This is a genomic window from Streptomyces sp. NPDC088817, from assembly GCF_044750345.1.
Classification (GTDB): Bacteria; Actinomycetota; Actinomycetes; order Streptomycetales; family Streptomycetaceae; genus Streptomyces.
On sequence record NZ_JBIVJN010000009.1, the window covers coordinates 27,086 to 50,943 of the forward strand.

The 23,858-nt window shown below is 70.1% G+C and carries 21 protein-coding genes; 8 read left to right on the forward strand and 13 right to left on the reverse strand.

From position 1 onward, the window contains the following. Positions 1 to 6: 6 nt before the first annotated feature. From ACIP4X_RS18355 to ACIP4X_RS18365, 3 genes are read right to left on the reverse strand one after another with little or no spacing between them, the layout of a single operon-like run. Complete coding sequence (locus ACIP4X_RS18355) at positions 7 to 1,233, reverse strand: aminotransferase class V-fold PLP-dependent enzyme (RefSeq protein ID WP_401349377.1); 1,227 nt, start codon at positions 1,231 to 1,233, stop codon at positions 7 to 9. Continuing rightward, positions 1,230 to 2,567, reverse strand: coding sequence for a pyridoxal-phosphate dependent enzyme (locus tag ACIP4X_RS18360; protein ID WP_358734317.1), 1,338 nt, complete (start codon positions 2,565 to 2,567; stop codon positions 1,230 to 1,232). The genes ACIP4X_RS18355 and ACIP4X_RS18360 overlap by 4 nt, the downstream gene beginning before the upstream one ends. After that, positions 2,564 to 4,063: a Y4yA family PLP-dependent enzyme gene (locus tag ACIP4X_RS18365; RefSeq protein ID WP_358734316.1), complete on the reverse strand. Its 1,500-nt coding sequence runs from the start codon at positions 4,061 to 4,063 to the stop codon at positions 2,564 to 2,566. The genes ACIP4X_RS18360 and ACIP4X_RS18365 overlap by 4 nt, the downstream gene beginning before the upstream one ends. 227 nt (positions 4,064 to 4,290) lie before the next feature. Between ACIP4X_RS18365 and ACIP4X_RS18370 the strand changes: the two genes are divergently transcribed. From ACIP4X_RS18370 to ACIP4X_RS18385, 4 genes are all read left to right on the forward strand, one after another. After that, positions 4,291 to 6,099, forward strand: coding sequence for a methylmalonyl-CoA mutase subunit beta (locus tag ACIP4X_RS18370; protein WP_358734315.1), 1,809 nt, complete (start codon positions 4,291 to 4,293; stop codon positions 6,097 to 6,099). Continuing rightward, positions 6,099 to 8,273 carry a methylmalonyl-CoA mutase gene (gene scpA, locus ACIP4X_RS18375; RefSeq protein WP_358734314.1) on the forward strand — a complete coding sequence of 725 codons (2,175 nt, stop codon included), beginning with the start codon at positions 6,099 to 6,101 and terminating at the stop codon, positions 8,271 to 8,273. The genes ACIP4X_RS18370 and scpA overlap by 1 nt, the downstream gene beginning before the upstream one ends. A 5-nt stretch (positions 8,274 to 8,278) precedes the next feature. Next, positions 8,279 to 9,274: a methylmalonyl Co-A mutase-associated GTPase MeaB gene (gene meaB, locus ACIP4X_RS18380; protein ID WP_358734313.1), complete on the forward strand. Its 996-nt coding sequence runs from the start codon at positions 8,279 to 8,281 to the stop codon at positions 9,272 to 9,274. Between the two features lie 76 nt (positions 9,275 to 9,350). Further along, entirely contained in the window at positions 9,351 to 10,994 is a 1,644-nt protein-coding gene (locus ACIP4X_RS18385; RefSeq protein ID WP_401349382.1) for a hypothetical protein, read from the forward strand. An 89-nt stretch (positions 10,995 to 11,083) separates the two neighbouring features. Here ACIP4X_RS18385 and ACIP4X_RS18390 read toward each other — a convergent pair whose 3' ends face one another. The 7 genes from ACIP4X_RS18390 to ACIP4X_RS18420 all read right to left on the reverse strand — a co-directional run bounded on the left by ACIP4X_RS18390 (position 11,084) and on the right by ACIP4X_RS18420 (position 16,622). After that, entirely contained in the window at positions 11,084 to 11,791 is a 708-nt protein-coding gene (locus tag ACIP4X_RS18390) for a cysteine hydrolase (protein ID WP_358734309.1), read from the reverse strand. Positions 11,792 to 11,897: 106 nt separating this feature from the next. Further along, the gene (locus ACIP4X_RS18395; protein WP_358734307.1) at positions 11,898 to 12,509 is read right to left on the reverse strand and encodes a TetR family transcriptional regulator C-terminal domain-containing protein; all 612 of its coding nucleotides are present in this window, start codon (positions 12,507 to 12,509) and stop codon (positions 11,898 to 11,900) included. Positions 12,510 to 12,553: 44 nt separating this feature from the next. Then, positions 12,554 to 13,630, reverse strand: coding sequence for an alpha/beta fold hydrolase (locus ACIP4X_RS18400; RefSeq protein ID WP_401349385.1), 1,077 nt, complete (start codon positions 13,628 to 13,630; stop codon positions 12,554 to 12,556). 165 nt (positions 13,631 to 13,795) lie between these two features. Continuing rightward, on the reverse strand, positions 13,796 to 14,278 hold the full coding sequence (locus tag ACIP4X_RS18405; RefSeq protein WP_358734304.1) for a DUF3761 domain-containing protein: 483 nt from the start codon (positions 14,276 to 14,278) through the stop codon (positions 13,796 to 13,798). Between the two features lie 204 nt (positions 14,279 to 14,482). Beyond that, positions 14,483 to 14,611, reverse strand: a complete 129-nt coding sequence (locus ACIP4X_RS18410; RefSeq protein ID WP_358734302.1) for a hypothetical protein — start codon at positions 14,609 to 14,611, stop codon at positions 14,483 to 14,485. Continuing rightward, entirely contained in the window at positions 14,586 to 15,911 is a 1,326-nt protein-coding gene (locus ACIP4X_RS18415) for an OFA family MFS transporter (RefSeq protein ID WP_401349389.1), read from the reverse strand. Before ACIP4X_RS18415 ends, ACIP4X_RS18410 begins: the two co-directional genes overlap by 26 nt. 126 nt (positions 15,912 to 16,037) lie before the next feature. Beyond that, positions 16,038 to 16,622, reverse strand: a complete 585-nt coding sequence (locus tag ACIP4X_RS18420; RefSeq protein ID WP_358734298.1) for an XRE family transcriptional regulator — start codon at positions 16,620 to 16,622, stop codon at positions 16,038 to 16,040. Between the two features lie 118 nt (positions 16,623 to 16,740). On the opposite strand from ACIP4X_RS18420, the gene ACIP4X_RS18425 reads away from it, so the two are divergent. The 3 genes from ACIP4X_RS18425 to ACIP4X_RS18435 are packed head-to-tail and all read left to right on the forward strand — an operon-like array spanning position 16,741 to position 19,002. Then, complete coding sequence (locus ACIP4X_RS18425) at positions 16,741 to 17,577, forward strand: EamA family transporter (protein ID WP_401349391.1); 837 nt, start codon at positions 16,741 to 16,743, stop codon at positions 17,575 to 17,577. 30 nt (positions 17,578 to 17,607) lie between these two features. Then, the gene (locus tag ACIP4X_RS18430; protein ID WP_358734294.1) at positions 17,608 to 18,255 is read left to right on the forward strand and encodes an FMN-binding negative transcriptional regulator; all 648 of its coding nucleotides are present in this window, start codon (positions 17,608 to 17,610) and stop codon (positions 18,253 to 18,255) included. Between the two features lie 39 nt (positions 18,256 to 18,294). Continuing rightward, positions 18,295 to 19,002 (forward strand): B3/4 domain-containing protein, encoded by a 708-nt coding sequence (locus tag ACIP4X_RS18435; protein ID WP_401349394.1) that lies wholly within the window; start codon positions 18,295 to 18,297, stop codon positions 19,000 to 19,002. 9 nt (positions 19,003 to 19,011) lie between these two features. Here the strand turns inward: ACIP4X_RS18435 and ACIP4X_RS18440 are convergent, their stop codons facing one another. From ACIP4X_RS18440 to ACIP4X_RS18450, 3 genes are all read right to left on the reverse strand, one after another. Continuing rightward, complete coding sequence (locus tag ACIP4X_RS18440; RefSeq protein ID WP_391455681.1) at positions 19,012 to 19,545, reverse strand: hypothetical protein; 534 nt, start codon at positions 19,543 to 19,545, stop codon at positions 19,012 to 19,014. Positions 19,546 to 19,708: 163 nt separating this feature from the next. Continuing rightward, positions 19,709 to 21,250: a M28 family metallopeptidase gene (locus tag ACIP4X_RS18445; RefSeq protein WP_401349399.1), complete on the reverse strand. Its 1,542-nt coding sequence runs from the start codon at positions 21,248 to 21,250 to the stop codon at positions 19,709 to 19,711. A 264-nt stretch (positions 21,251 to 21,514) separates the two neighbouring features. Beyond that, positions 21,515 to 23,017 (reverse strand): LVIVD repeat-containing protein, encoded by a 1,503-nt coding sequence (locus ACIP4X_RS18450; protein ID WP_401349401.1) that lies wholly within the window; start codon positions 23,015 to 23,017, stop codon positions 21,515 to 21,517. 65 nt (positions 23,018 to 23,082) lie between these two features. Between ACIP4X_RS18450 and ACIP4X_RS18455 the strand changes: the two genes are divergently transcribed. Beyond that, on the forward strand, positions 23,083 to 23,784 hold the full coding sequence (locus tag ACIP4X_RS18455) for a DUF305 domain-containing protein (protein WP_391455678.1): 702 nt from the start codon (positions 23,083 to 23,085) through the stop codon (positions 23,782 to 23,784). Positions 23,785 to 23,858: the final 74 nt, after the last annotated feature.

The following is a 23,858-nucleotide window of genomic DNA, read 5'->3' on the forward strand; positions in this document are numbered from 1 at the left end:
TGCCATTCATATCAGCGACACGAGGACGGCCAGCAGGCGGTCGACCTCCTCCGTCGTGTTGTACACGTGCAGGCTCACCCGCACCGCCCCGTCCCCTTCCTCCGCACCCGCCTGGCAGAGGCTGTCGGCCCGCACCATGAAGCCGTGGCTGTACAGGATGAAGCCCAGGTCGTCGGACGGGATGTCACGGTGCCGGAAGGTCACGATGCCGTGCCGGCGCTGGGAGGCCGGTAGCGCGGAGCCGGCGGCCAGGCTGGCGGGGCAGCCGAGGATCTCGTACGGGCCGAGGTCGCGCAGCCGGTCGGTCAGCCGGGTGGCCAGACCGGTCGTCCAGCGGGCGATCCGGTCGGGGCCGACCTCGTGCAGCCAGTCGAGTGCCGCGTGCAGGGACACGATGCCCACCGTGTTGGGCGTGCCCTGCCAGCCGCCCGGCTGGAACGACGGTCCCCGCGTGTTGCGCGCCCACACCACCCCCGTGCCGGGAAGGGCCATCGCCTTGTGTCCCGAGAAGACCACGAAGTCGACGTCGAGGGAGGGGTCGTCGAGATGGACGGGCAGATGGCCGACGCTCTGTGCGGCGTCCAGGCAGATCGGAACCCGCGGGCCGACCGCCGCGCGGATGCGGTGCACGTTCATGTCGCCGCCGTAGACGTGGTGGACATGGGTGGCGGCCACGAAGCGGGTGCGCGGGCCCACGAGTTCCCCGAGGGCACGGTGGTCGTAGTCGCCGGAGACCTCCTGGTACGGCAGTGCCCGTACGCGCACGTCGATTCCGCGCTCGGCCAGCAGCCGCACGGTTTCGAGCCAGGGATCGAGATTGGCGCGGTGGTCGGCGAACGGCACGAGGATCTCGTCTCCGTCGCTCAGGTACGGGGCGAGCCAGTCGCGGGCGATCGTGCGCAGCCCCTCGGTGGTGCCGCCGGTGAAGTGGACGGCGGAGCGCTCCGGTTCGGGATCGCGGAGGAACTCCTTGACCCGCTCCCGGGTCGATTCCACCAGTTGCGTGGTCCGGTTGGCCCAGGGGTAGGTTCCGCGGCCGGCGTTGGCGTTCGACGTCGTCAGGTAGGTCTGGACGGCGTCCAGTACGGCGCGCGGCTTCTGGGACGTCGCCGCGCTGTCCAGGTACGCCGGCTCAGGATGAGCCCCGAGGATCGGGAACTGTTCCCTCAACTCCCTTTGCCACAGCGGGTCCGGGTCCCGTTCCGTGCCGGGGAGCTGTTGCCCCGCGCTCATGCGCGCACCAGCGGGGCGCCCGCGTCCCGCCAGGCGACGATTCCGCCGGCCAGGCTCCGGACGTCCGGGTGCCCCATCCGGGTCAGCACGGCGGCGTGACGCAGTGACCTCTCACCGACGGGACAGGCCAGCAGCACGGGCGTCCGTTTGCTGAACGGCAGCCCGCCACGGAGCAGGTCCTCGAACAGTTCGTCGACGATGTTGACCGAGCCCTCGATCTGCAGGGCGGCGTAGGCGTGCGGGCTGCGCAGGTCGACGACGAGCGGCCGGGGCTCGCCCGTCGCGGTCCAGCGCAGGGCCTCGTCGACGTCGATGGCGCGGGCCGACGCGTGGACCTCGGCGTCCGTGAGGGCCGGGGTGGAGTTCCCCCGGCGCGTGAGGCCCAGGAGTTCCGGGCGGCGCCGGCGCACGTAGCTCAGGTAGCTCTCGGCCCGGTCGCACACGATGAAGACCGCCGTCCGGCGTTGCCCGGTGGCCTCCAACTCGGCGTCGGCGTGCCGGAGATGCCGTAGCGCCCCCTGGTAGGCGGCGCCTCCGGTCGGTCCCGACAGCAGCCCGCAGCGGCGGATGAGGGTGATCATCCCGTCGATGGCCTCGTCGGAGGTCACCGACTCGATGGTGTCGTAGGTCGCCGGGTCGAACAGCCCGACCTGGTGGACCTCGTCGATCGTGCGGATGCCGGGTATGAAGTCCGACTTGTGGGCGACCAGGCCGAGGACCCGCACCCGCGGGTCGTGCTCGCGCAGGACCCTGGCGACACCGGTCGACGAACCGGCCGTGCCCACGCAGGCGATGAACCAGTCCGGCACCCGCCCGTCCAGGTCCTTCACTATCTCGGGTCCGGTGCCCGCCGCGTGCGCCTCGACGTTGCGCGGGTTGAAGTACTGGTCGGTGTGCAGGTAGGTGCTGCCGGGGTCGGAGAGCGCCTGGTGGAAGTGGGTCAGCGGATCGTCGGTGTCGGTCGGGTCGAGGCACTCGCTGCGCCCGGGAAGCTCCTCGATCTCGGCGCCGAGGAGCAGGAGCAGTTCCTTGATCTCGGGGACGCGCATCCGGTTGGTGACGCTCTTGAACTTCAGCCCGTGCATGCCCGCCAGCAGGGCGAGGGCCTTGGCCGTATTGCCGCTGGAGAGTTCCACGACCGTACCGTCGCCGCCGGCCGCCGCCTCCACATGAGGCCGGGCCATGTGCCAGGCGGGCCGGTCCTTGACGGATCCGAACGGGTTGAGCATCTCCAGTTTCGCGTAGAGGTCGATGTTGCGCAGTCCGTGCACGGCGGGGTCGATGCGCACCAGCGGTGTGTTGCCGATGGCATCCGTGATGCTGTCGTACCTCATGCGGGCATTCCTCCCAGGGATGGGATCGGCCAGTAGTCCTCGTCCAGGCACCAGTGCCAGGAGTCACCTCGCCGCTCGACCGCGACCGTTCTCGCGAGCGGCTGCCGCTGCGCGCGGTGCGCGTGGAAGTCCATCGCGTAGCCGGCGGTGTTGGCGAAGGCCAGCAGATCGCCCACGCGCGGGAGTCGGGGAAGGTGGACCAGACGGCGGGTGATCAGATCGGCTTCCAGGCACAGGTTGCCGGCGAGGAAGACGCCGACCGGTCCTTCCTCGTCCTTGTCCGGCTCACCGCGCGGCAGCAGCACGGGGTCCACGAGTACGCCGTGCTCCTCCAGGCTCATGTCGCCCGCGTTCATTCCGAGGCGGACCAGGTACTGCCCGGAGTCCGAGTCCGCGGGCCGCACGTCCAGCACCCGTGCCAGCGTCATTCCGCACTGATCGACCAGGGAGCGACCGGGTTCGAGGTACAGGTCGTGGAGGTGTTCCAGGAGCAGGTTGGCCGGTGGCCGGCCGAGGACCGGTGCGGGCAGTGAGAGGAGTTCGTCGAGGTAGTCGGGACCGGCGGTGGGCCGGTGGCCGGGGTACAGCGCCGCGCTCCCGCGCACCGTGCCGCCCTCGTTGCGCAGCCCGTAGCCGTGACCGCGCCAGGTCAGCGGTGGGCGCCTGCCGAGCACCGCCTCGCTCAGCGCGGTCGTCCACCGCTCCCACTCGCCGGCCTCGGCGACGTAGCCGACTCCGAACCCGCCGCCGATGTCGACGACACGTGGTGCCAGGCCACGCGCCCGGCACTCGTCCATGAACAGCACGCACTGTTCCAGGGCCCGGACCTTCTCGTCCACGCCGGTGGTGTCCAGGTGGTAGGCGGCCCCGGTCATCCCCACGGCGTCCGCGTTCCGTTCGAGAGCCGACAGCAGCGTCTCCGTGTCCCGCAGCGGGATGCCGAAGCGGCTGCGCCGCGACAGCAGCCGTGTGCCCGCCGCTCCCCCGGGACCGGCGCCGGACTCGAATCCGGACAGGCGCACCAGTGCGGTGGCCCGGTCGAGCCCGTGCGCACGGACCAGACCGGCGAGCTGTTCCAGCTCGCCGAGCGAGTCCAGGTTCACCGTCGCCCCCACCCGGGCCGCCAGCCACAGGAACTCCGTGTCCTTGGGACCGGTGGCCATGATCCGGTCACCGGTGAATCCGCAGCTCAGAGCGTGCCGTAGTTCCTCCAGCGAGGCGACGTCGACACCGACGGCGGCCACGTCCTCCGCCGCCAGTCTCCGCACCAGCGCGCTGGAACGATTCGCCTTGTGCGCGAAGTACACACGCCCGGCGAGATGGTGCCGGCGGTGCACGGCACGGAAGCGCGCGGCGTTCTCGGCGACGACCTCGGGGAGCAGCACGTTGAGCGGAGACCCCAGCGCGTCGACGAGCGAGCGCAGCAACGGTGCGGCCCCCAGCAGCGAGGCGAGCGGCGGATCCACCCGCGGCCTGAGATACAAGGGCGCGTCCATGTGAGGCCCCTCCCCTTTCGGCCGACCGTCGCCGCGACAACCGTTCGGGAATAGTCGTTTCCACCTACACCCGCCCTTAAGCCTCACCCGGCCACGGCCGGAACGGCGCCCCGAGGGCCGTTCCTGGCAAGGGCACGGCGGGGAGGCAGGCGTCACAATCCCGGGGAGGGCAAGATCACAGCCGTGTTCTATGCATCTCCCTAGCCCCTGTGTCCTAGCATCCGAGCATGACGGTCCTGTCCGACGACGGCCTTGAACTGGCCGGCGAGTTCCCAGATGTTCCCCACGAGCAGTGGCAGCGCCTTGTGGCGGGTGTCCTGCGCAAGTCGGGCAAGGACGTCGAGGGCTTCGCAGCCGAGGAAGCCCTGTCCACGACCCTTGAGGACGGGTTGCGCACCCGGCCCCTCTACACCGCGCGCGACGCCGCTCCCGAGCCCGGCCTGCCCGGGTTCGCACCTTTCGTCCGCGGCGGCCGGGCCGAGGGGAACACGGTCGGCGGCTGGGACATCCGGCAGCGGCACACGGCGGCCGACGGCGGCGCGGTGCTCGCGGACCTGGAGAACGGCGTCACCTCCCTCTGGCTGACCCTCGGGGAGCGCGGCATCTCCGTGTCGGCGCTCAGCAGCGTCCTCGACGGCGTCTACCTCGACCTGGCACCCGTCGTCCTGGACGCGGGAGCGGACGTCGAGCCCGCCGCACGGGCCCTGCTGGGGCTCTACGAGGAGCGTGGCGTCGCCAAGGACGCGGCGCGCGGCAATCTCGGCGCGGATCCGCTCGGCCACGAGGCGCGCACCGGGCAGCGGTCCGACTTCTCGACGGCGGCGGAACTGGCGCGGCTGTGCGCGGAGCGGTACCCCGGACTGCGGGCGCTGACCGTGGACGCGCTGCCGTACCACGAGGCCGGTGGCTCGGCCGCCCAGGAGCTGGGCTGCTCGCTGGCCACCGCGGTGGCGTACCTGCGGGCGCTGACGGATGCCGGGCTGAGCGTCGAACAGGCTTGTGGCCAGATCGAGTTCCGGTACGCGGCGACCGCCGACCAGTTCCTGACGATCGCCAAGCTGCGGGCCGCGCGCCGCCTGTGGGCGAAGGTGGCCGAGGTCTGCGGAGCCCCGCGCGCGGGCGCGCAGCTGCAGCACGTGGTGACCTCGTCGGTGATGATGACGCGCCGCGACCCGTGGGTGAACATGCTGCGCACGACGATCGCCACGCTGGCCGCCGGGGTCGGCGGGGCCGACTCGGTCACCGTGCTGCCCTTCGACCACGCGCTCGGCATGCCGGACGCGTTCTCGCGACGCATCGCCCGCAACACGTCGACGATCCTCGTCGAGGAGTCGCATCTGTCCCGGGTGATCGACCCGGCGGGCGGTTCCTGGTACGTGGAACGGCTCACCGACGAACTCGCGCACGCGGGCTGGGAGCACTTCCGGTCCATCGAGCGGGCCGGCGGGCAGGCGGCCGCCCTCCGTTCGGGAAGCCTGGGGCAGGAGCTGGCCGCCACCTGGCAGGCGCGCACCGACAAGCTGGCCAGGCGGCGCGAACCCATCACCGGTGTCAGCGAGTTCCCGCACCTCGCGGAGAAGCCGGTCGTCCGCGGGAGCGCACCCGAGCCCCCAGCGGGCGGTCTGCCGCGGGTACGCCGCGACGAGGCGTACGAGGCGCTGAGGGCCCGTTCCGACGCCCACCTCGCCGCGACCGGCTCCCGGCCCCGGATCTTCCTCGCCGCGATCGGCCCGGCCGCCGCCCACACGGCGCGGCTCACCTTCGCCTCGAACCTCTTCCAGGCCGGCGGCATCGAACCGGTCACCGACGGCACCTTCGCGGACAGCGGAGCCACGGAGGTCTGCCTCTGCTCCAGCGACGCCCTCTACGAGGAGCAGGCGCCGCAGCTGGCGGCGGAGCTGAAAGCCTCGGGCGCGTCGCACGTGTTCCTCGCCGGGCGCCCCGCGCAGTACCCCGGTGTCGACGCGTACGTCTTCGCCGGCTGCGATGCCGTGGCCGTGCTGTCCTCCACCCTCGACCGCATGGGAGTGTCGTGATGGGAATCCCGGACTTCTCCAGGATCGAGCTGGGGACCCCGGCCCGCGACGGCGGCGACGGCGAGTGGCACACGGCGCTCAAGAGGGCGACCGGCGGGGACGACCTGCTCTGGAGGACCCCCGAGGGCATCCCGGTCAAGCCGCTCTACACCGGCCGCGACCTGGAGGGCCTGGACTTCCTGGGCACCTATCCGGGGGCCGCGCCGTACCTGCGCGGCCCGTACCCGACGATGTACGTCAACCAGCCGTGGACGATCCGCCAGTACGCCGGCTTCTCCACCGCCGAGGAGTCCAACGCCTTCTACCGGCGCAACCTGGCAGCCGGCCAGAAGGGCCTGTCGGTCGCCTTCGACCTGCCCACGCACCGCGGCTACGACAGCGACCACCCGCGGGTGACCGGTGACGTCGGCATGGCGGGCGTCGCCATCGACTCCATCTACGACATGCGTCAGCTCTTCGACGGCATCCCGCTGGACCGGATGACGGTGTCGATGACCATGAACGGCGCCGTGCTGCCGGTCCTCGCCCTGTACATCGTGGCGGCGGAGGAACAGGGCGTGCCGCCCGAGAAGCTGGCCGGGACCATTCAGAACGACATCCTCAAGGAGTTCATGGTCCGCAACACCTACATCTATCCGCCGAAGCCGTCGATGCGGATCATCTCCGACATCTTCGCGTACACCTCGCAGCGGATGCCCCGCTACAACTCCATCTCCATCTCCGGCTACCACATACAGGAAGCGGGCGCCACGGCCGACCTGGAGCTGGCGTACACCCTCGCCGACGGTGTGGAGTACATCCGGGCCGGCCGGGACGCGGGCCTGGACGTGGACGCGTTCGCGCCCCGGCTGTCGTTCTTCTGGGCGATCGGCATGAACTTCTTCATGGAGATCGCCAAGCTGCGGGCGGCGCGGCTGCTGTGGGCGAAGCTGGTCAGGCAGTTCGACCCGCAGAACGCCAAGTCCCTGTCGCTGCGCACCCATTCGCAGACCTCGGGCTGGTCGCTGACCGCGCAGGACGTGTTCAACAACGTCATGCGCACCTGTGTGGAGGCTATGGCGGCGACGCAGGGCCACACCCAGTCGCTGCACACCAACGCCCTCGACGAGGCCCTCGCGCTGCCCACCGACTTCTCGGCCCGTATCGCCCGCAACACCCAGCTGCTGATCCAGCAGGAGTCCGGCACCACCCGGGTCATCGACCCGTGGGGCGGCAGCGCCTACGTGGAGAAGCTGACCTACGACCTCGCCCGCCGGGCCTGGCAGCACATCCAGGAGGTCGAGCAGGCGGGCGGCATGGCGCAGGCCATCGACGCGGGCATCCCGAAGCTGCGGGTGGAGGAGGCCGCGGCCCGCACCCAGGCCCGGATCGACTCCGGGCGCCAGCCGGTCATCGGCGTCAACAAGTACCGCGTCGACAGCGACGAGCAGATCGAGGTCCTCAAGGTCGACAACTCCTCCGTACGCGCCCAGCAGATCGCGAAGCTGCGGCGGCTGCGCGAGGAGCGCGACGAGGCCGTGTGCCAGGACGCGCTGGACGCGCTCACGCGGGCGGCCGCGGGCTCCGGCAACCTGCTGGAGCTGGCCGTGCACGCGGCCCGTGCCAAGGCGACCGTCGGAGAGATCTCCGACGCCCTGGAGAAGGTGTACGGCCGGCACGCGGGCCAGATCCGTACGATCTCCGGTGTGTACCGCAACGAAGCCGGCGAGTCCCCGTCCGTGGACCGCACGCGCACCCTGGTGTCGTCCTTCGAGGAGGCCGAGGGCCGCCGTCCGCGCATCCTGGTCGCCAAGATGGGCCAGGACGGCCACGACCGCGGCCAGAAGGTGATCGCCACCGCCTTCGCCGACCTCGGCTTCGACGTGGACGTCGGTCCGCTGTTCCAGACGCCGGCCGAGGTGGCCCGCCAGGCCGTCGAGGCGGACGTGCACATCGTCGGCGTCTCCTCGCTGGCCGCCGGTCATCTCACCCTCGTACCGGCGCTGCGCGAGCAGCTCGCCGAGGAAGGGCGGGAGGACATCGTGATCGTGGTCGGCGGGGTGATTCCGCCGCAGGACGTGCCCACGCTGCTGGAGATGGGCGCGACGGCCGTCTTCCCGCCCGGCACGGTGATCCCGGACGCCGCGTACGACCTGGTGAAACGGTTGTCGGCCGACCTCGGGCACGACCTTTGACGACCATGGCCATCAACTTCGACACCTATGTGAAGGGCGTCCTCGACGGGAAGCGCGCCATCGTCGCGCGTGCCATCACGCTCGTCGAGTCCACCCGTCCCCAGCACCGGGTGCTGGCCCAGGAACTGCTGACCGAGCTGCTCCCGCACAGCGGCAGGGCCCGGCGGATCGGCGTCAGCGGGGTGCCCGGCGTGGGCAAGTCGACGTTCATCGACGCGTTCGGCACCATGCTGACCTCGCTCGGGCACCGGGTGGCCGTACTCGCCGTGGACCCCTCCTCCACCCGTACGGGCGGCTCCATCCTCGGTGACAAGACCCGCATGGAGCGGCTGGCCGTGGACCCGGCGGCCTTCGTCCGCCCCTCCCCCAGCGCGGGCACGCTGGGTGGGGTCGCGAAGGCGACCCGGGAGTCGATGGTGGTGATGGAGGCGGCCGGCTACGACGTGATCCTGGTGGAGACTGTGGGCGTCGGCCAGTCCGAGACCGCGGTCGCGAACATGGTCGACTCCTTCCTGCTGCTCACCCTGGCCCGCACCGGCGACCAGTTGCAGGGCATCAAGAAGGGCGTCCTGGAACTGGCCGACGTGATCGCCGTCAACAAGGCGGACGGCCCGCACGAACGTGACGCCCGCGCCGCCGCACGGGAGTTGGCGGGCGCGCTGCGGCTGATGCACGGCAAGGACGCGGTCTGGACCCCGCCCGTGCTGAGCTGCAGCGCCCGGGAGTCGAGCGGCCTGGACGTGGTCTGGGAGCGCCTGGAGAAGCACCGCACCCTGCTGGACTCGACCGGACGTCTCGCCGCCAAGCGCCGTGACCAGCAGGTCGACTGGACCTGGAACATGGTCCGCGACGAACTCCTCAGCCGTCTGTACGCCGACCCGGCGGTACGAGCTCTCGCACCTTCCCTCGAACAGCGGGTCAGGGACGGCGAGTTGACACCCACTCTGGCCGCCGAACGCATTCTGGGAGCACTGGGAAGCTCCGGAACAGCCACCCCCTGAAGACCCGGACACCGTTCTGCTCGCCCGCCGGAGCACCAACGCGCCGTTTGCTGAGCGCTCCAAGAAGGAATTGACCATGCCCCAACCAGTTCCTGCCAGTACCTCGGAGCGCGTCACGGCGCAGTCCGGCGTCGTCGCAGTCCCGACGTGGAAGAACCACCGCCCCTTACGCGCGGGGTTCCACTGGCAGCCCACGTGGAGTCTGTCTCCGTACTGCGTCCACGCTCCGAGCCCGTACTCCGGGTTCGCCGATTGCGCGGATCCGGGATTCGAGAAGACCGTCGCACGGCTGGGCCGTGACGGCCGCCGGCCCGTCGAGCACCTGGACATCCTTCTCAGCCCTGACCGCCTTCACCGGCCGTCCGCCTTGACGCTCAGCCTGCCCACGGGGGAACTCCTGGCAAGCGCTCAAGCCGACTGGCGGGCACCCCAACTGCACGGCTGCACTCCCCACACCGGCGAACTCTCCGTCGAAGGAACCGCCGACAGCCGCCGGATCACATGGACGCCGAGCGCCCTCCTCCTCATTGAGGACATCCCCCGTACATCGCTCGACTCGCTGCCCGCGGACTCCTACAGCATCGTCCGCTCCGGCGACAGCGACCCCGCCGACGCGCTGCGCCGTCAGGCGTTCGCCCTCCTCGGCACCCGGTATCACGGTGACATTCCCCCCGCACCCGATGACGCCGTTCCCGCCGAGCCGGGATGGGAGAACTCCCAGGCATTCAGGCATGTGGCGACCGACTACCCGGGATTCTCCAGTGCCGCTGAGGTGTTCGTGGACGCACAGCGGTCAACCCTGATCGTTCGTCGTTTCGGATACGACGGCCGGGGCACCGAGTACGCCCTCTCCCTCACCCGCGAGCGCGCCGACGTGGTCGACCACATGGCTGAGGAGTACGGGCGCTCCCTCACCGCCTACGCAAGCGTCGGCGCCGGTCAGGACGCCGCGCGAGCGCTCCTGTCCACTTCCTGGACTCCCGCGGCCCTGCGGCGGCTGCTCCTCGTTCTGCGTGTCGAAGACGCAAACGACGCCGCTCACCTGACCGTGCGTACCCCCGAGGAGTGGCTCCGGGACGGCTGGGATCTGCGGGCGACGGACGACCCGCAGGTGTTGCTCCAGAATGCCGATCCCCGGCAGAGCTGGCGGGCTTCGGAGGCGGCGGCGCTCGCCGCGGCGGGAATCCCGGCCGACCGGGCCCGCGAACTGCGGTCGACGGGCTGCCGCTCGGTCGAGGCGGCCGTCGCCGCTCATGCGCGTCGTCCGACCGCCGCGGCAAGGCAGGCACGGGAGTTGGTGGAGTCCTCACAGACTCCGGTGCCGGAAGAGATCAGTGCACGGCTCGCCGAGGCACTGGAACACCAGGTGCGTGAGGTCGAGACATGGCGCCGTGATCACCGGCGAAGCTGCGGTCCCGAGGGCTGGGGAGTGTGGGCGAGCCTGACACACCACACCTTCGGTCTGAGAGACGGCTCCGTGCGCTCGCTCTGGGACGTCGCGAACGGATGGTGGGCCATCAGCGACGAAGGCGAGGAAGGGCAGAGCCGCTGCCTCTTCACCGACGAACACCGGGCAAGGGATTCCTGGCAGTCGACGCTCTCGGCTCTTCAGGAGTACGAGCAGCAGATGCTCCGGGAGCAGCTCGTGCTCCTGCCCGCGCCGGACGACGACGGGCCTGCGCGCGAGGGCTTCGAGGACGGCACGACACCGGCGCGGTAGTCACCTCCGAGCGGGTGGCCCGGTCACCGGTGCCACCCGCGGTCCCGTCGGCGCGGTCATCGGCAAGCGCGCCGACGGGGGTAATGCCATCAGGCCAGGCGGAGTTGACCGATGGTCTGCTCGGTGGACCACACGGCGCTGGCCAGGTAGCGGAAGTTGATCAGAGCGGCCAGGTATCCGTCACCCTCGGGCAGCCGGGGTCCGGCGGTGGCGTCACGGACGACGACGACCTCGAATCCCTGCTCGAGCAGCTCCCGGAGGTGCCCCTCGGTGCAGAGGTTGGCCGCCATCCCGGCAAGGATCACCTGCGAGATGCCGCGCTTGCGCAGCTGGAGGACGAGGTCGTTCGACTCCGGCCCCACGATCTTGTGCGGGGAGGCGATGACGGTCCTCCCGTCCAGGATGAACTCCTTGTACTCCGGCAGGAAGTCCGCGCCGGAGTCGTTGAAGCCGTCGAGGGTGAGCGGACCGGTGCGGCTGAACATGCCGACGCCGTGCATGAACTGCTCGATCGGGTCGTTGAACTGCCACTGCTGGTCGGTGGGATAGAAGTAGTGCGGCGATACGGCGACCGTGATGCCCGCCTCCTTCGCGGAGGCGAGGAGCCGGCCGATGTGGCCGACGGTGCCGTTCTCGGTGATGCTGTCGCCGAAGACGGACCAGGTAGCGCCCTTCGGGCTCAGAAAGTCGATCTGCGGGTCGGTCACGACCAGCGCCGCACGCGCGGGGTCAAGTGTGAACCCGCTTCCGGGAAGTGCGGGGTCCGCGGGCTCGGCGTAGATGCTGCTGTCGGACATGGGAGGGAGTGCTCCTCACGAGGGGGTGGCTGACGACCCGATAATAAGTGACCGGTCGTCTTTTCATAAAGCCAGAGCACTCCACCACTGGCCCAACAGACGCCTGTTACTTCACTGAAGGAGCCGGCATCCCGAGCAGACGCGGCAAGGCCACCGTCACGAACCTGTCGTACGCGTCGCGCCGCTGCCCGATGCGTCCTTGCAGGACAGCCCCCTCCCACGCCTCGACGACGACGAAAGCGAGTTCCTCCGGGGACACGTCACCGGGGAGGTCTCCGTCGGCCCGGGCCTCTCGGAGGCACGCGGCGATCAAGCCGGTCCACCGGTCCATGATGTGGTCCAGCTTCTCCCTGACCTCCGCGCTGTGGTCGGCCAGTTCGAGAGACATGTTGCCGACGAGGCAGCCCAGCGCGAAGTCGCGCCGCGCGTTGTGGTCCGTCATGGCCAGGAAGAAGGCGGTGACGCGTTCGACGGGAGGCCGGGACGCGTCGCGCAGATGGAAGCCGAAGTCCCGGTCGATGGACGCCCAGTAGTGCTCGAGCACCGCGACCGCGAAGTCCTCCTTGCTGGCGAAGTAGCTGTAGAACGACCCCTTGGGCACACCGGCGCTGTCGGTGATCTCCTTGATGCCACACCCGTTGAAGCCGTTCGTGTGGATGAGCTCGAGCCCCGCGGCAAGGAGGCGTTCACGGACGAGTGGATTGGCTGGTCGCGGCATCCTTCGACAATAACCGAACGGTCGGCTGGCGCAGCCTGACGCACTTACCCGGCGGCAGCCCTCTCCGGCGCCGGAGTCCCATGTGCGTCCATCAGCTCGTCCACGGCCGCCGCGACCGCCTCCGGGTTGGAGATCATCGTCAGATGCCGGGCGTCCGGGATGAGCGTCGGCGGTGGTGCGCCGATGCGTCGGGCGGTCTGGTACGGCGTCTGCCGGGTGAACACGTCGTCCTGCGCCCCGAACACCACCGCCTTGGGGAGGTCGAGCCCGGCGAGCCGCGCCACCCGGCCGGCAGGCAGACCCGGCACTCCTTCGGCCAGCATGCTCCACAGGGCGCCCTCCGCGCCCGGCACCTGGAGCGGGCGTCGCCATTGATCCAGACCGGCGGCGTCCAGGGGCGGGCAGGTCGGCCCGCACTGCGCGTCGTACAGGCCGCGGATCACGGCGTCGATACCGAGCCCGAGGCGCAACAGGCTGGTGCGGTAGGGGTCGATGAGCACGTGTTTGAAGGCCGACGGCGGACCGGCGCCCGTGTCGAGGGCGTCGCCGTCGAGCAGCATCACGCCCCCCGTCCGGTCGGGTGCGCGCAGCGCGGTCTCGGCGACGACTGCGGCTCCGCTGGAGTGCCCTACCAGCAGCGGCCGTTCGCCGGGGCCGCCGAGGTGCATGGCGTCGAGGAACCCGAGCAACTGCCGGGTGAAGTGGTCGACGGTGTACGGGCCGCGACGTTCGCTGTATCCGTCGCCCGTCAGGTCGAGCGCGTACACCCGGTGGTCGCGGGCGAGCAGCGGGGCCAGGCGCGACCAGGTGTCCACGGACTCGAAGGCGCCGTGCACCAGGACGACCGGTGAGCCCGCCGTGCCCCAGGTCTCGTAGCGCGTCCGGACGTCGGCGGCCTGCGCGTACCTGAGCCCCGGTGGGGGCGTGGCACGCCCGGCGGTGAAGCCGTTGTAGGTGAACGAGGCCACGGTGACGGCCACCAGAACGATGGCGGAGCCCAGCGCGAAGCGCCGCGTCCACCGCCGCAGCCGTGAACGGCGCGGCCGGGGCGTGCGATCGGCAGGGGGCGTCGGCGCGGTGGCCGGAACGGCGTCGCCACCTCTGTGGAGATCAGCTGTCACACGCCACAGGATTGCCCACCGGCAAGGCCGTGGTCGTCGTGCGGAAGGAGTCATTGTGACTACTCCGCCGGTTGTAGGCTGCTCGGTCGGCAAGCTGCGCGGTGGCCCGGTCGGTCCATGCGCCGGCCGGGCCGTTCACACGGCCACCGGGGCGGCGGCCCCGGCCTACCGGTAGAAGACGGCCACGCCTCCGTGGTGCGAGCAGGCGCCCTGATGGTGGGCGGCATAGGAGTAGGTGCCGTCGTTGCACTGAGCGGTGGCGCCGTTTCCGGCACTGCCGGACCCGCCCGAGGAACTCGAGCCGCCGCTCCCCGACGAGCCGCCGGACGAACCGCCGCTGCTGCCCGAACCTGCCGCCGCGGCCCGCGCGGTGACGGTCACCTTCACCTCGACGGTCTCCGTCGCCGTCGCCGTCACGGTCGGTGCCGGCGACGGGGTCGCGGTCTCCGTGGCGGTGGCTGTCGCGGTGACGGTGGCCGTCGGACGCACCTTCGCGGCGACCGGCTTCGCGGTCTCGCTGTCCTGCCCGCCCGCGCCCAGCCCGATGAAGAAGGCGAGGCCCATCGCGGGCAGGACGTAGCGCTTCCGTGCCCACTTGGGGGCAGGCCGGGCAGCGGGGTACGGCGGAATGGTGTACGGATTGGTCATAGGTCCCCCAGAACGCGTTGGCAGCGCAGGCCGTGGCGGCGGCCGTGTCGTGTGGCGTGCTGCTCGGTGCGGCAGTCGCCCGTTCGTCACGTCGGCCGTGAGCCGTCGAGGGCTCTGCCGACGTGACGCAGCGAGGTCAGATCATGCCACAACTGCACCATGGAATATGCACACTTCGTTCACATACTCCATGCGGCTGCCGCTTCACCCGGTGAAGAGCTGCTTGGCCTTCAGGACGAGTTCGTAGAGGCCGTAGCACAGGGGGGCGCCCACCCACAGCCAGGAGAGGAGGATCAGCGCGCGCCGGTCAGGCGTGCTGCTCGTGTCGGCCATCGGCGGCCTCCTTCGGTGCGGTGATGTGGTGGCGGGGGTGGACGGGCCGTACGAACTCGTTGGCGACGAACCCGACGACGAGCAGCCCGATCATGATCATGAAGGAGAGGCCGTAGAGGGACGACCCGTGCTTGCCCGCCTCCTCCTGGCGGTCGGCCATCCAGTTCACGATCAGCGGGCCGAGGACTCCGGCGGTCGACCAGGCGGTGAGCAGCCGGCCGTGGATCGCGCCGACCTCGTGGGTCCCGAACAGGTCCTTCAGATAGGCGGGGATCGTCGCGAATCCGCCGCCGTAGAAGGAGAGGATCACGAGCGCGCACACGATGAACAGCGGCTTGGACGAGTCGCCGAACGACGCGATGAGCAGGTACATGAGCGCGCCGACGCCCAGGTAGACGCGGTAGATGTTCTTGCGTCCGATCAGGTCCGAGGTCGAGGACCAGCCGATGCGGCCCGCCATGTTGGCCGCCGACAGCAGAGCGACGAAGCCGGCGGCCGCGGAGGCGGACACCGGGGTGGAGGTGTCCGCGAAGAAGTCCGCGATCATCGGGGCGGCCTTCTCCAGGATGCCGATGCCGGCGGTCACGTTCATGCAGAGTACGAGCCACAGGCACCAGAACTGCGGGGTGCGCACGGCACTGCGGGCGGAGACCTGGGCGCCGGCGAAGGCGCTCGGCCCGCTCTCGACGGGTTTCCCGGCCCGCGGCACCCGCACCAGCAGGACCCCCAGGGACATGAAGACGGCGTACGACAGTCCGTGCACGAGGAAGGCGAGGGCGATCCCCGAGTGGTCGGTGCCGAAGGAGTCCAGCATCTGCACCGACCAGGGCGAGGCGATCAGCGCGCCGCCGCCGAAGCCCATGATGGCGATGCCGGTGGCCATGCCGGGCCGGTCCGGGAACCATTTGATCAGAGTGGAGACGGGCGAGATGTAGCCGATGCCCAGCCCGATGCCGCCGACGAATCCGTAGCCGAGGACGATCAGCCAGTACTGCTCAGTCTGCGCGCCCAGCGCGGCAAGCAGGAATCCGGAGGAGAAGCAGACCAGGGCGACGGTCATCGCCCAGCGCGGTCCGTTGCGCTCCACGAGCGTGCCCCCGAACGCGGCGGACAGCCCGAGCACCACGATCGCCAGCTGGAACGGCAGCGCGCTCCGCGTGCCGTCGAGGTGGAGCGCCGACTCCAGGGGCGGTTTGAACACGCTCCAGGCGTAGGCCTGGCCGATGGACAGGTGGACCGACAGAGCGGCGGGCGGAATCAGCCAGCGGCTCCATCCCGGGGGAGCAACAGGAGCACTCATGATCCCGGACGGTACGAATCCCGCACCTTGCTGAACACCGGTCGGTCGATCGTCTGCGGTAAGCGGTATCCCTCGTGCGACGAACGGTCGCAGCCGCCGCCTCTCCCGGCCGAGGCCGCCACTCCCTCAGTTCGGGGAGCCGGGGCCGGGCGGGATGTGAACGGTCATGATCAGGTGGCAGGTGCCGGTGCCCGCGCCGCGGTAGGTGTGGGCGGTGTCGCCGTCGAAGGTGGCGGTCTGTCCGGCTTCGAGGGGATGCTCGGTGCCGTCGACGACCAGTGTCATCCGGCCGGACGTGACGCTGACGGTTTCCACGACGCCGGCCTGGTGGGGGTGGCTGGGGTACTCCTCGCCGGGCTCCAGTCTCCAGCGCCAGACCTCGACCGGAGCCGGTCCCGAGGTGGTCAGCATGAGCCGGGCCTCGCCGCCCTGCTCCCCGGCCCACAGGGGCATCACGGCGTCGGCGGACACCACGCGGACCCGGCCTTCGGCCGGCCCCTCCATCAGCGCGGACACCGAGATGCCGAGGGTGTCGGCGAGGCGGACCAGGGTGGCGAAGTTCGGGTTTCCCTGGGCCTTCTCCAGCCCGACCAGGGCACCCTTGCTGACCTTGGCCCGGCGGCCCAGCTCGTCCAGGGACAGGCCCGCGCGCGTGCGTGCGGCTCTGACGTTGTGCGCGAGCGTGCGCAGGGCTTCTTCGGCCTCGGGCACCGGATCACCGTCCTGACGAGTGGATCACTTCAATGAACCGTCCGGTCATTTGGTTGACAGGAGGCGGTCGTTTTATTGTACGGTCGGGTCGTTCCAATGTGAAAGTTAGGGAAGTGCCGTGCTCGCTCTGCTGCTGGCCCTGGGCAGCTCTCTCGCCTATGGCTGCGCCGATTTCCTCGGAGGCCTCGGCGCCCGCAAGGCGCATGTGCTGCGCACCGTGCTGGTCGCGGCCCCCGCCAGTCTCGCCGTCGAACTGCTGCTGTGGCCCGTCCTGGGCGCCTCGTTCACCTGGGCGAGCGTGGCATGGGGCGCGGCCTCCGGGGTGGCGTCGGCCGCCGCGTTCGCCCTGCTGTACAAGACCCTCGCGATCGGCCCGATGAACGTGCTCTCGCCGCTCACGGCGCTGGTGTCCGCCGCGCTGCCGGTCGCGGTCGGGCTGCTCCAGGGCGAACGCCTCGGAGCGGCGGCCCTCGCGGGTCTGCCGCTGGCGCTGGTGGCCGTGATCCTGGTGAGCGCCGGGCACGGGGCACGCTCGTCGCGCCCGTCGCGGACGGCTCTGCTGCTGGCCTTCGGGGCGGGTGCCGCCATCGCCCTTCAGCTCGTCTTCCTGCACCAGGCGCCCTCCGACAGCGGCGTGGCCCCACTGATCATCGGCAGAGGGGTCTCCTCGGCCGTCACCCTGGCCGCGGCCGCGGCGATGCGCCGCCGGCTGGGCCCGGAGAGGCCCGCCTACGCGATCTCCGCGACCGCGGGCGTCCTGGACTCGCTCGCGAACCTGCTGTTCCTGCTCGCCGCCCGCAGCGGCGATCTCACCGTCGTCGCGGTGATCACCGCGCTGTATCCGGCCGGCACGGTCCTGCTCGCCCGCGGTGTGCTCGGCGAACGCGTCCACCGCGGCCAGCTCGTCGGCCTGGGCACCGCCGCCGTCGCGGTCGGCCTCCTCGCCCTCACCTGACCAACTGCCCTCCCCCTCAAGGAGAACCGCATGTTCATCCAGCCCTGGGACGCCTCCCTGGACGACGCCGAATGGCAGACCTGGATCGCCGACGGCCACGACTTCGGCCAGCTCGGTGTCAACGGCCTGCCCGGCCAGGCACCCGTCGTCGTGCCCACCCACTTCACCACCGACAACGGCCGATTGCTGGTCCACCTCGCCCGTCCCAACCCGGTCTGGAAGGCCATCGAGCACGACCCGAACGTCACCTTCACCGTCATCGGCGACTACGCCTTCGTGCCCGGCCCCTGGCGCGCCAAGCCAGGTATCCCGCCCACCGACGGCGTCCCCACCAGCTACTACGCGGCCGTCCAGTTCACCTGCCGCGCCCACATCGTCGACGATCCCGAGGCCAAGGCCGATCTGCTGCGCCGCCAGATGGCCCACTTCCAGCCCGACGGCGACCACGCCCCCATCGACGTCGACCGGCCGCCGTACGGGCGGATGCTGCCCGGCATCCGCGGACTGCGCCTGGAAGTCACCGACGTGCGGGCCAAGTTCAAGTACGACGACCACAAGCCCGTCGAGCACCGCACCGCCGTCGCGGGCCACCTCACCGAGCGCGGCCAGGCCCTGGACGTGCCCACCGCGCGCCAGCAGTTGCGCCGCCTGGACCGTATCGGCCCCTGGACTCCCTGACCCCCGGCGCCCGTACGCGCACAAGACAGGACCTCGCCCATGACCGCCTTCCGCATCAGCCCCGTCGTCGCCGAAGCCTTCCCGGACACCCTCATCGCCCTGGTCACGGCCACCGGCCTGCGCGGCCGAGAACCCTGGCCCGACACGAGCACCGCTGTCGAGGACCTGGAGCAGCAACTCGCCCTCGGCATATGGCGGCCGGCCGACGAGAGCGACCCCCGCGTCGAGGCATGGCACACCGCCTACCGCTCCTTCGGCACCAATCCCCGCCGTATCCGCCCCAGTGTCGACGCCCTCGGCCGGCGCATGGCCAAGTCCGGCACGCTGCCACGCATCAACCCGGCGGTCGACTCCTACAACTCGGTCTCCGTCCGCCACGGGCTGCCCGCCGGCGCCTTCGACCTCGGCCACGTCACCGGCGACGTCGACATCCGACGCGCCGGCGGAGGCGAGGAGTTCACCCCGCTCGGCGAACCCGGAACCGTCGAACACCCAAGGCCCGGCGAGATCATCTACGCCGACCGCGAAGGCGTCCTCACCCGCCACTGGAATCATCGCGACGCCCACCGCACCCGCGTCACCGAGGACTCCACCCACGTCGCCTTCGTCCTGGAGACCCTCCACTCCCCCCGCGACGGGGACATCCTCAAGGTGGCGGCGGACGAACTCCAGGGTCTGCTCGCCCCGCACGCCGAGCAGACCGCGGCGCACTACCTGAGCCCCGACCATCCCGGCGCCGTGAGCTGACGCTCCCTGTCAGGGGAAGTTGTAGGTGACCACGGCGCGGGCCGGGAAGCGGAAGGCATCGCCGACCGTGGGTGAGCGCTCGACCATGACGCTGACGCCGACACCGTCGTCGTTCGTGGAGTGGTAGACCCAGAGGGGCTCCCGCAGAGCGGCGCCGCACAGGTCGTCGGGGCGTGCGATCCCGTCGTCGACCTTCTCGCCGTACTTGGTGTCGAACAGCGGTTTGCTCTCGGGGAGGATGCCCGCGCGGTGGAGATAGTCCGGTATCCGGCCGCTCACGAAGGCGACTTCGGCCCTGCCGTTCCGGGTCAGGTAGTGGATGTCGGAGGCGCCGGCGGGGATCGGCGCGCCCCCGGCGCTGATCACGTCGGGCAGCTTCACGTCGCTTCCCGCGCATGCCCGATCGTCGCCGAACGGGTGGAGGAGTTCGTCACGGAGCAGCCAGACGATCCCTCCGGCCACCACCGCGAGGACGACCACGACGACTCCCAGGCAGGACAGTAGCCGCCGCACACCACCCCCGTCGCCGGGCTCACCACTCACGTTCTCCCCCTCGCAGTGCGGTGGGTACCAGCACGCGGAGCATATGCCAGTGATCAGCCGGCCCAGGTGGCGGTCTCCGCCCTGCCAGGTATGTACCGCCGCAGAAGTGAAGAGGGAGGGCCGGACAGTCCCGCCCTCCCTCTGCCCTTGTGTGGAACGGGAGTTACTCGGTGACGCCGTGGTCGTGGCCGTCGTGCAGGCCACCCCCGCTGCCCGCCGAGCCCGTGGTGTTCTGCGGCGTCACCGGCTTGCTCAGGATGCTGGTGTCCCAGGCGTACTGGCCCACCGCATTGGCGATGACATCGATGTTGACGTCGAACGCCTTCATGTTGATGTTCTTCAGGTCGTCGCAGGCCGCGTGGTAACAGGCGTCGTAGGCGACTCCGGCCTTACCGCCGTACACCTTCGCCTGCCCGGCCGTCTTGATGCCCTCCGCGCCGGTGAACGTGCCGCCCGAGGGGATGCCCACCTCGATGAACGGCCCGTAGTCGGAGCGGCCGGTGAAGTCGGTGCCCTCGTGCGGGATGCGCCTGCTGTCCAGGTAGTCGGTGATCTGCCGCTCGAGCTGCGCCGAGCCCTCCGGGCCGGGGCCGGCACCGACCTGGTCGGAGTCGTCGCCGTCGTAGACGAACTGGGCGTAGTTCGGCGAGGCGATCATGTCGAAGTTCAGGTACAGCTTGACCTTCGCGCGGTCCGCCGCCGAGAGGCCGTCGACGTACGCCTCCGAGCCCAGCAGGCCGAACTCCTCGGCCGACCACCAGGCGAAACGCACCTTGTTCTTGACCTTCTCGTGGGCGAGGTTCAGGGCCACGTCGAGGATGCCGGCGGAGCCGGAGCCGTTGTCGTTGATGCCCGGTCCGGCCTCCACCGAGTCCAGGTGGGCGCCGAACATCACCACGTTGTCGGTGCTGCCGGTCTTCGTCTCGGCGATCACGTTGTAGGTGTGCCGGGTCTCCGCGAGGGTGCGGATCTCCAGGTTGACGGTGACCGCGCCGGCAGCGGCCTTCGCCGCGAGTGCCTCGCCGTCCGCCTTGGTGACGCCGCCGGACGGGATCCTGGCGACGGACGGGTCGCCCAGGGTGCCGTTCAGCGTGCCCTCGGTGTTGTTGTAGATGATCGCCCCGACCGCGCCCGCACCGGCGGCGGCCGCCTGCTTCTCGGCGAAGGTGCAGCCGCCGCGCTTGATCAGCGCGATCTTGCCGGTGAACGTCCCGGAGGCGTAGTCCCCCGGCTCGCAGCCGGTGGTGTCGTCGACCGGCACCACCGCGACCGGGGCGGTGATGCCGCCGACCGGGCTGCTCGCGGAGTACGTCATGGCGATCAGCGGAATGTCCTGCTGCTGCGGCGACACCGTCCGAAGGCTCTGCGCCAGCGTCTTCGTGAAGGGGTAGTCGAACTCGTTCCGGCTCACCGAGTACCCGGCCTTCCGCAGCAGGCCCTCGACGTACTCGGCCGACTGCCGGTGCCCCTCCGACCCGGCCACCCGGGTGTTGCCGTTCTTGTCGGCGATCCGCTGGAACTTCTTCAGATGCTCGTAGGCATCCTCGGCGTTGCTCTTCTTGACGAGCTTCTTCGCGAGCTGGACAGCCTCCTTGGCAGGGTCGCTGTGAGCGGAGGCGGTGCCCGAGCCGATCAGCAGCAGCGGCGCTATGAGCCCTGCGGCGGATACGGCGGCTACCGTGGTACGGCGGTTCCGAGCGTTCAAGACGCTTCCTTCCGGCAGTCCATCAGAAATGGGCGTGATGGCCGAGAAACAGGCCGAGGGGACGTGCGGCGGCGCTCCGGGGCAGGGGGAAACGACCGGATCGCACGGCTCCCCTGCCACCGGCAAGGAGAAAGGTATCCGCTCAGTAAACGCTTGGTAATGGGTCGACAAGAATCTTCGACGCCGGCACCGCGGTACGGGTGTCCCGCCGGGCGGTGAACCGCCCGGCGGGTAGGTGGCGTTGTGCCGGCAGCCCTGTCCGGGTCAGTCGAAGTAGTCAGGCTGGGTCTGGACGTTCAGCTGGTCCAGGTGGATCTTCCGGGCCGGGTCGGTGCGCCGGTCGTTCAGCTTGAGCACATCGAAGCCCTTGGCGATGTCGTTCGAGTAGATGTAGCCGTTGTAGTAGTACGCGGACCAGGAGCCGCCGATGGTCAGCCGGTCCGTGCTCAGCGGGCCGCGCTCGAAGTAGCCGATCTCCTTCGGCTGCGTCGAGTCGGTGAAGTCCCAGACCGAGACGCCGCCCTGGTACCAGGCCTGGACCATGAGGTCGCGGCCCTTGACCGGGATCAGCGAGCCGTTGTGGGCGACGCAGTTCTCGGTGTCCGCCTGGTGGCGCGGGATCTTGAAGTAACCGCGGAACACGAGCTTGCGCTGGTCGCCCTTGCCGACGATGTCGTAGATGCCGTCGGCTCCGCGGTTCGGGCCGATGGCCGCGTTGCAGGTCGCGGCTCCTCCGCCGCCGAGTTCGTCGGTGAAGACGACCTTCTTCGCGGTCTGGTTGAAGGTCGCCGAGTGCCAGAACGCGAAGTTGACGTTGTCCTGGACCTGGTCGATGACCTTCGGGTGCTCCGGGTCCTTGATGGACATCAGGATGCCGTCGCCCATGCAGGCACCGGCGGCCAGGTCCTTCGACGGCAGCACGGTGATGTCGTGGCAGCCGGTCGTCTTGGAGACACCCGGGTTGGTGGGCGCGCCGGGGTTGCCGCCACCGTCGGGGCCGTCACCCGGGAAGAGGACGGCGAAGTTGACGACCGCGGCCTTCTGGGGAGCGTCGCGCGGCACCTTGACGATCGAGATGCCGTCGTGCGGGGGCTGGCAGTCGGGGAACGACGGGCTCGGGGAGTACGAGGACACGTAGATGTAGACGTTGCGGCCGTGCGGAACGAGGGAGTGTGTGTGCGAGCCGCAGTTGGTCTCCACGGCCGTGACGTACTTGGGGTTCTTCTTGTCGCTGATGTCGAAGATCTTCATGCCCTCCCACGATGACTTCTCGGTCGCGGGCTGCGACGTGCTCGAGCAGGAGTTGTCGCTGCGTGAGGAGTCGGTCGACAGGAACAGCAGGTTCCCGTAGACGGACACGTCGTTCTGCGATCCCGGGCAGAGCACCTGGGAGACCGTCCTGGGCGCCTTCGGGTTGCTGATGTCGAAGATGCGGAAGCCGTCGTAGTTTCCGGCGAACACGTACTTGCCCTGGAAGGCGAGGTCCGAGTTCAGGTCCGTCAGTGCGTCCTTGGGGACGTTGACGAGGTGCTCGATGTTGTCGGAGTGGACGATCTCGTCCTGCGCGGGTATCTCGCCGTCGGCGATGGCCGTTCTGGTCTCGGCCGCCTGGTTCTTCGACACTCGCTGGGGTGTGCTCGTGGCGTCGCCGGGGTCGGGCGTCGCCATGGCCGGAGCCGCGGTGAGCAGCGCCGCCAGCAGACCGGTGGCTGCTGCCACAACCCCCAGGCGCCTGGGCCGTGTTCGGGGACTGTTCAACAGGTTCACTGTTTCCTCCCTGGTGTCCGTTCGCAAGGGAACGGTTCACGGACAGCCGCAGTATCGTACTTTTCATGTACAGATCAAAAGATGGCAATGCGCCCGCCGGGAAAGTCTTTGATCGTGTCAGATGGCGGACAATCGCCGCTCTCACCCTTGTCGCTCTCACCGTCGGCGCCTGCGACTCGGGCACGGACGCTCCGGAGAAGAGGAGCGCGCCCGGCCCCTCGGTGATCGCTCCCGGCAGGCCCGGTGAGCCCGCCCGGACCCTGTCCGCCGAGGACGCCGCCAAGGAGCTTCCCGACGACTCCCCCAACGGGGCGGACTTCGAGTACGTCCAGATGATGATCGTCCACCACGGCCAGGCGCTGGAGATGACCGAACTGGCCCCGCACCGGGCGAAGTCGGCCGACGTGAAGCGGATGGCCTCCCGCATCGCCGCGGGCCAGGGGCCTGAAATCGACGCCATGAAGGGGTGGTTGAAGAATCACGGCGGGAAGCGGCGCACGAGTGGCGGAGCGGGCTCGTCACACCGACACGACCACGCCACGATGCCCGGCATGGCCACCGAGGCCCAACTGACGCAGCTCCGCGCGGCGCGCGGGGCGGCCTTCGACGAGCTGTTCCTGAAACTCATGACCGCGCACCACTACGGGGCGATCACCATGGCCACCTCAGTGCTCTCGGACGGCCGCAACGTACAGGTCGAGGAGATGGCGAACGAAGTGATCGCCCAGCAGACCAGCGAGATCAGCCGGATGCGCGGGATGCCCTGACGCTCGGGTGACAGCGGCCCGAAGCGATGCCGCCGTACTGCGTGCGGCGGCGCCTCGGCGTGATGCCGCGGTGG

Coding starts and splice junctions, on each gene's coding strand:
- ACIP4X_RS18435 (WP_401349394.1), top strand. CDS start 18,295: ATGACCGCCTTCCGCATCAGCCCCGTCGTCGCCGAAGCCTTCCCGGAC.
- ACIP4X_RS18355 (WP_401349377.1), bottom strand. CDS start 1,233: ATGAGCGCGGGGCAACAGCTCCCCGGCACGGAACGGGACCCGGACCCG.
- ACIP4X_RS18430 (WP_358734294.1), top strand. CDS start 17,608: ATGTTCATCCAGCCCTGGGACGCCTCCCTGGACGACGCCGAATGGCAG.
- ACIP4X_RS18360 (WP_358734317.1), bottom strand. CDS start 2,567: ATGAGGTACGACAGCATCACGGATGCCATCGGCAACACACCGCTGGTG.
- ACIP4X_RS18390 (WP_358734309.1), bottom strand. CDS start 11,791: ATGTCCGACAGCAGCATCTACGCCGAGCCCGCGGACCCCGCACTTCCC.
- ACIP4X_RS18410 (WP_358734302.1), bottom strand. CDS start 14,611: ATGGCCGACACGAGCAGCACGCCTGACCGGCGCGCGCTGATCCTCCTC.
- ACIP4X_RS18415 (WP_401349389.1), bottom strand. CDS start 15,911: ATGAGTGCTCCTGTTGCTCCCCCGGGATGGAGCCGCTGGCTGATTCCG.
- ACIP4X_RS18405 (WP_358734304.1), bottom strand. CDS start 14,278: ATGACCAATCCGTACACCATTCCGCCGTACCCCGCTGCCCGGCCTGCC.
- ACIP4X_RS18385 (WP_401349382.1), top strand. CDS start 9,351: ATGCCCCAACCAGTTCCTGCCAGTACCTCGGAGCGCGTCACGGCGCAG.
- ACIP4X_RS18395 (WP_358734307.1), bottom strand. CDS start 12,509: ATGCCGCGACCAGCCAATCCACTCGTCCGTGAACGCCTCCTTGCCGCG.
- ACIP4X_RS18370 (WP_358734315.1), top strand. CDS start 4,291: ATGACGGTCCTGTCCGACGACGGCCTTGAACTGGCCGGCGAGTTCCCA.
- meaB (WP_358734313.1), top strand. CDS start 8,279: ATGGCCATCAACTTCGACACCTATGTGAAGGGCGTCCTCGACGGGAAG.
- ACIP4X_RS18455 (WP_391455678.1), top strand. CDS start 23,083: ATGTACAGATCAAAAGATGGCAATGCGCCCGCCGGGAAAGTCTTTGAT.
- ACIP4X_RS18365 (WP_358734316.1), bottom strand. CDS start 4,063: ATGGACGCGCCCTTGTATCTCAGGCCGCGGGTGGATCCGCCGCTCGCC.
- scpA (WP_358734314.1), top strand. CDS start 6,099: ATGGGAATCCCGGACTTCTCCAGGATCGAGCTGGGGACCCCGGCCCGC.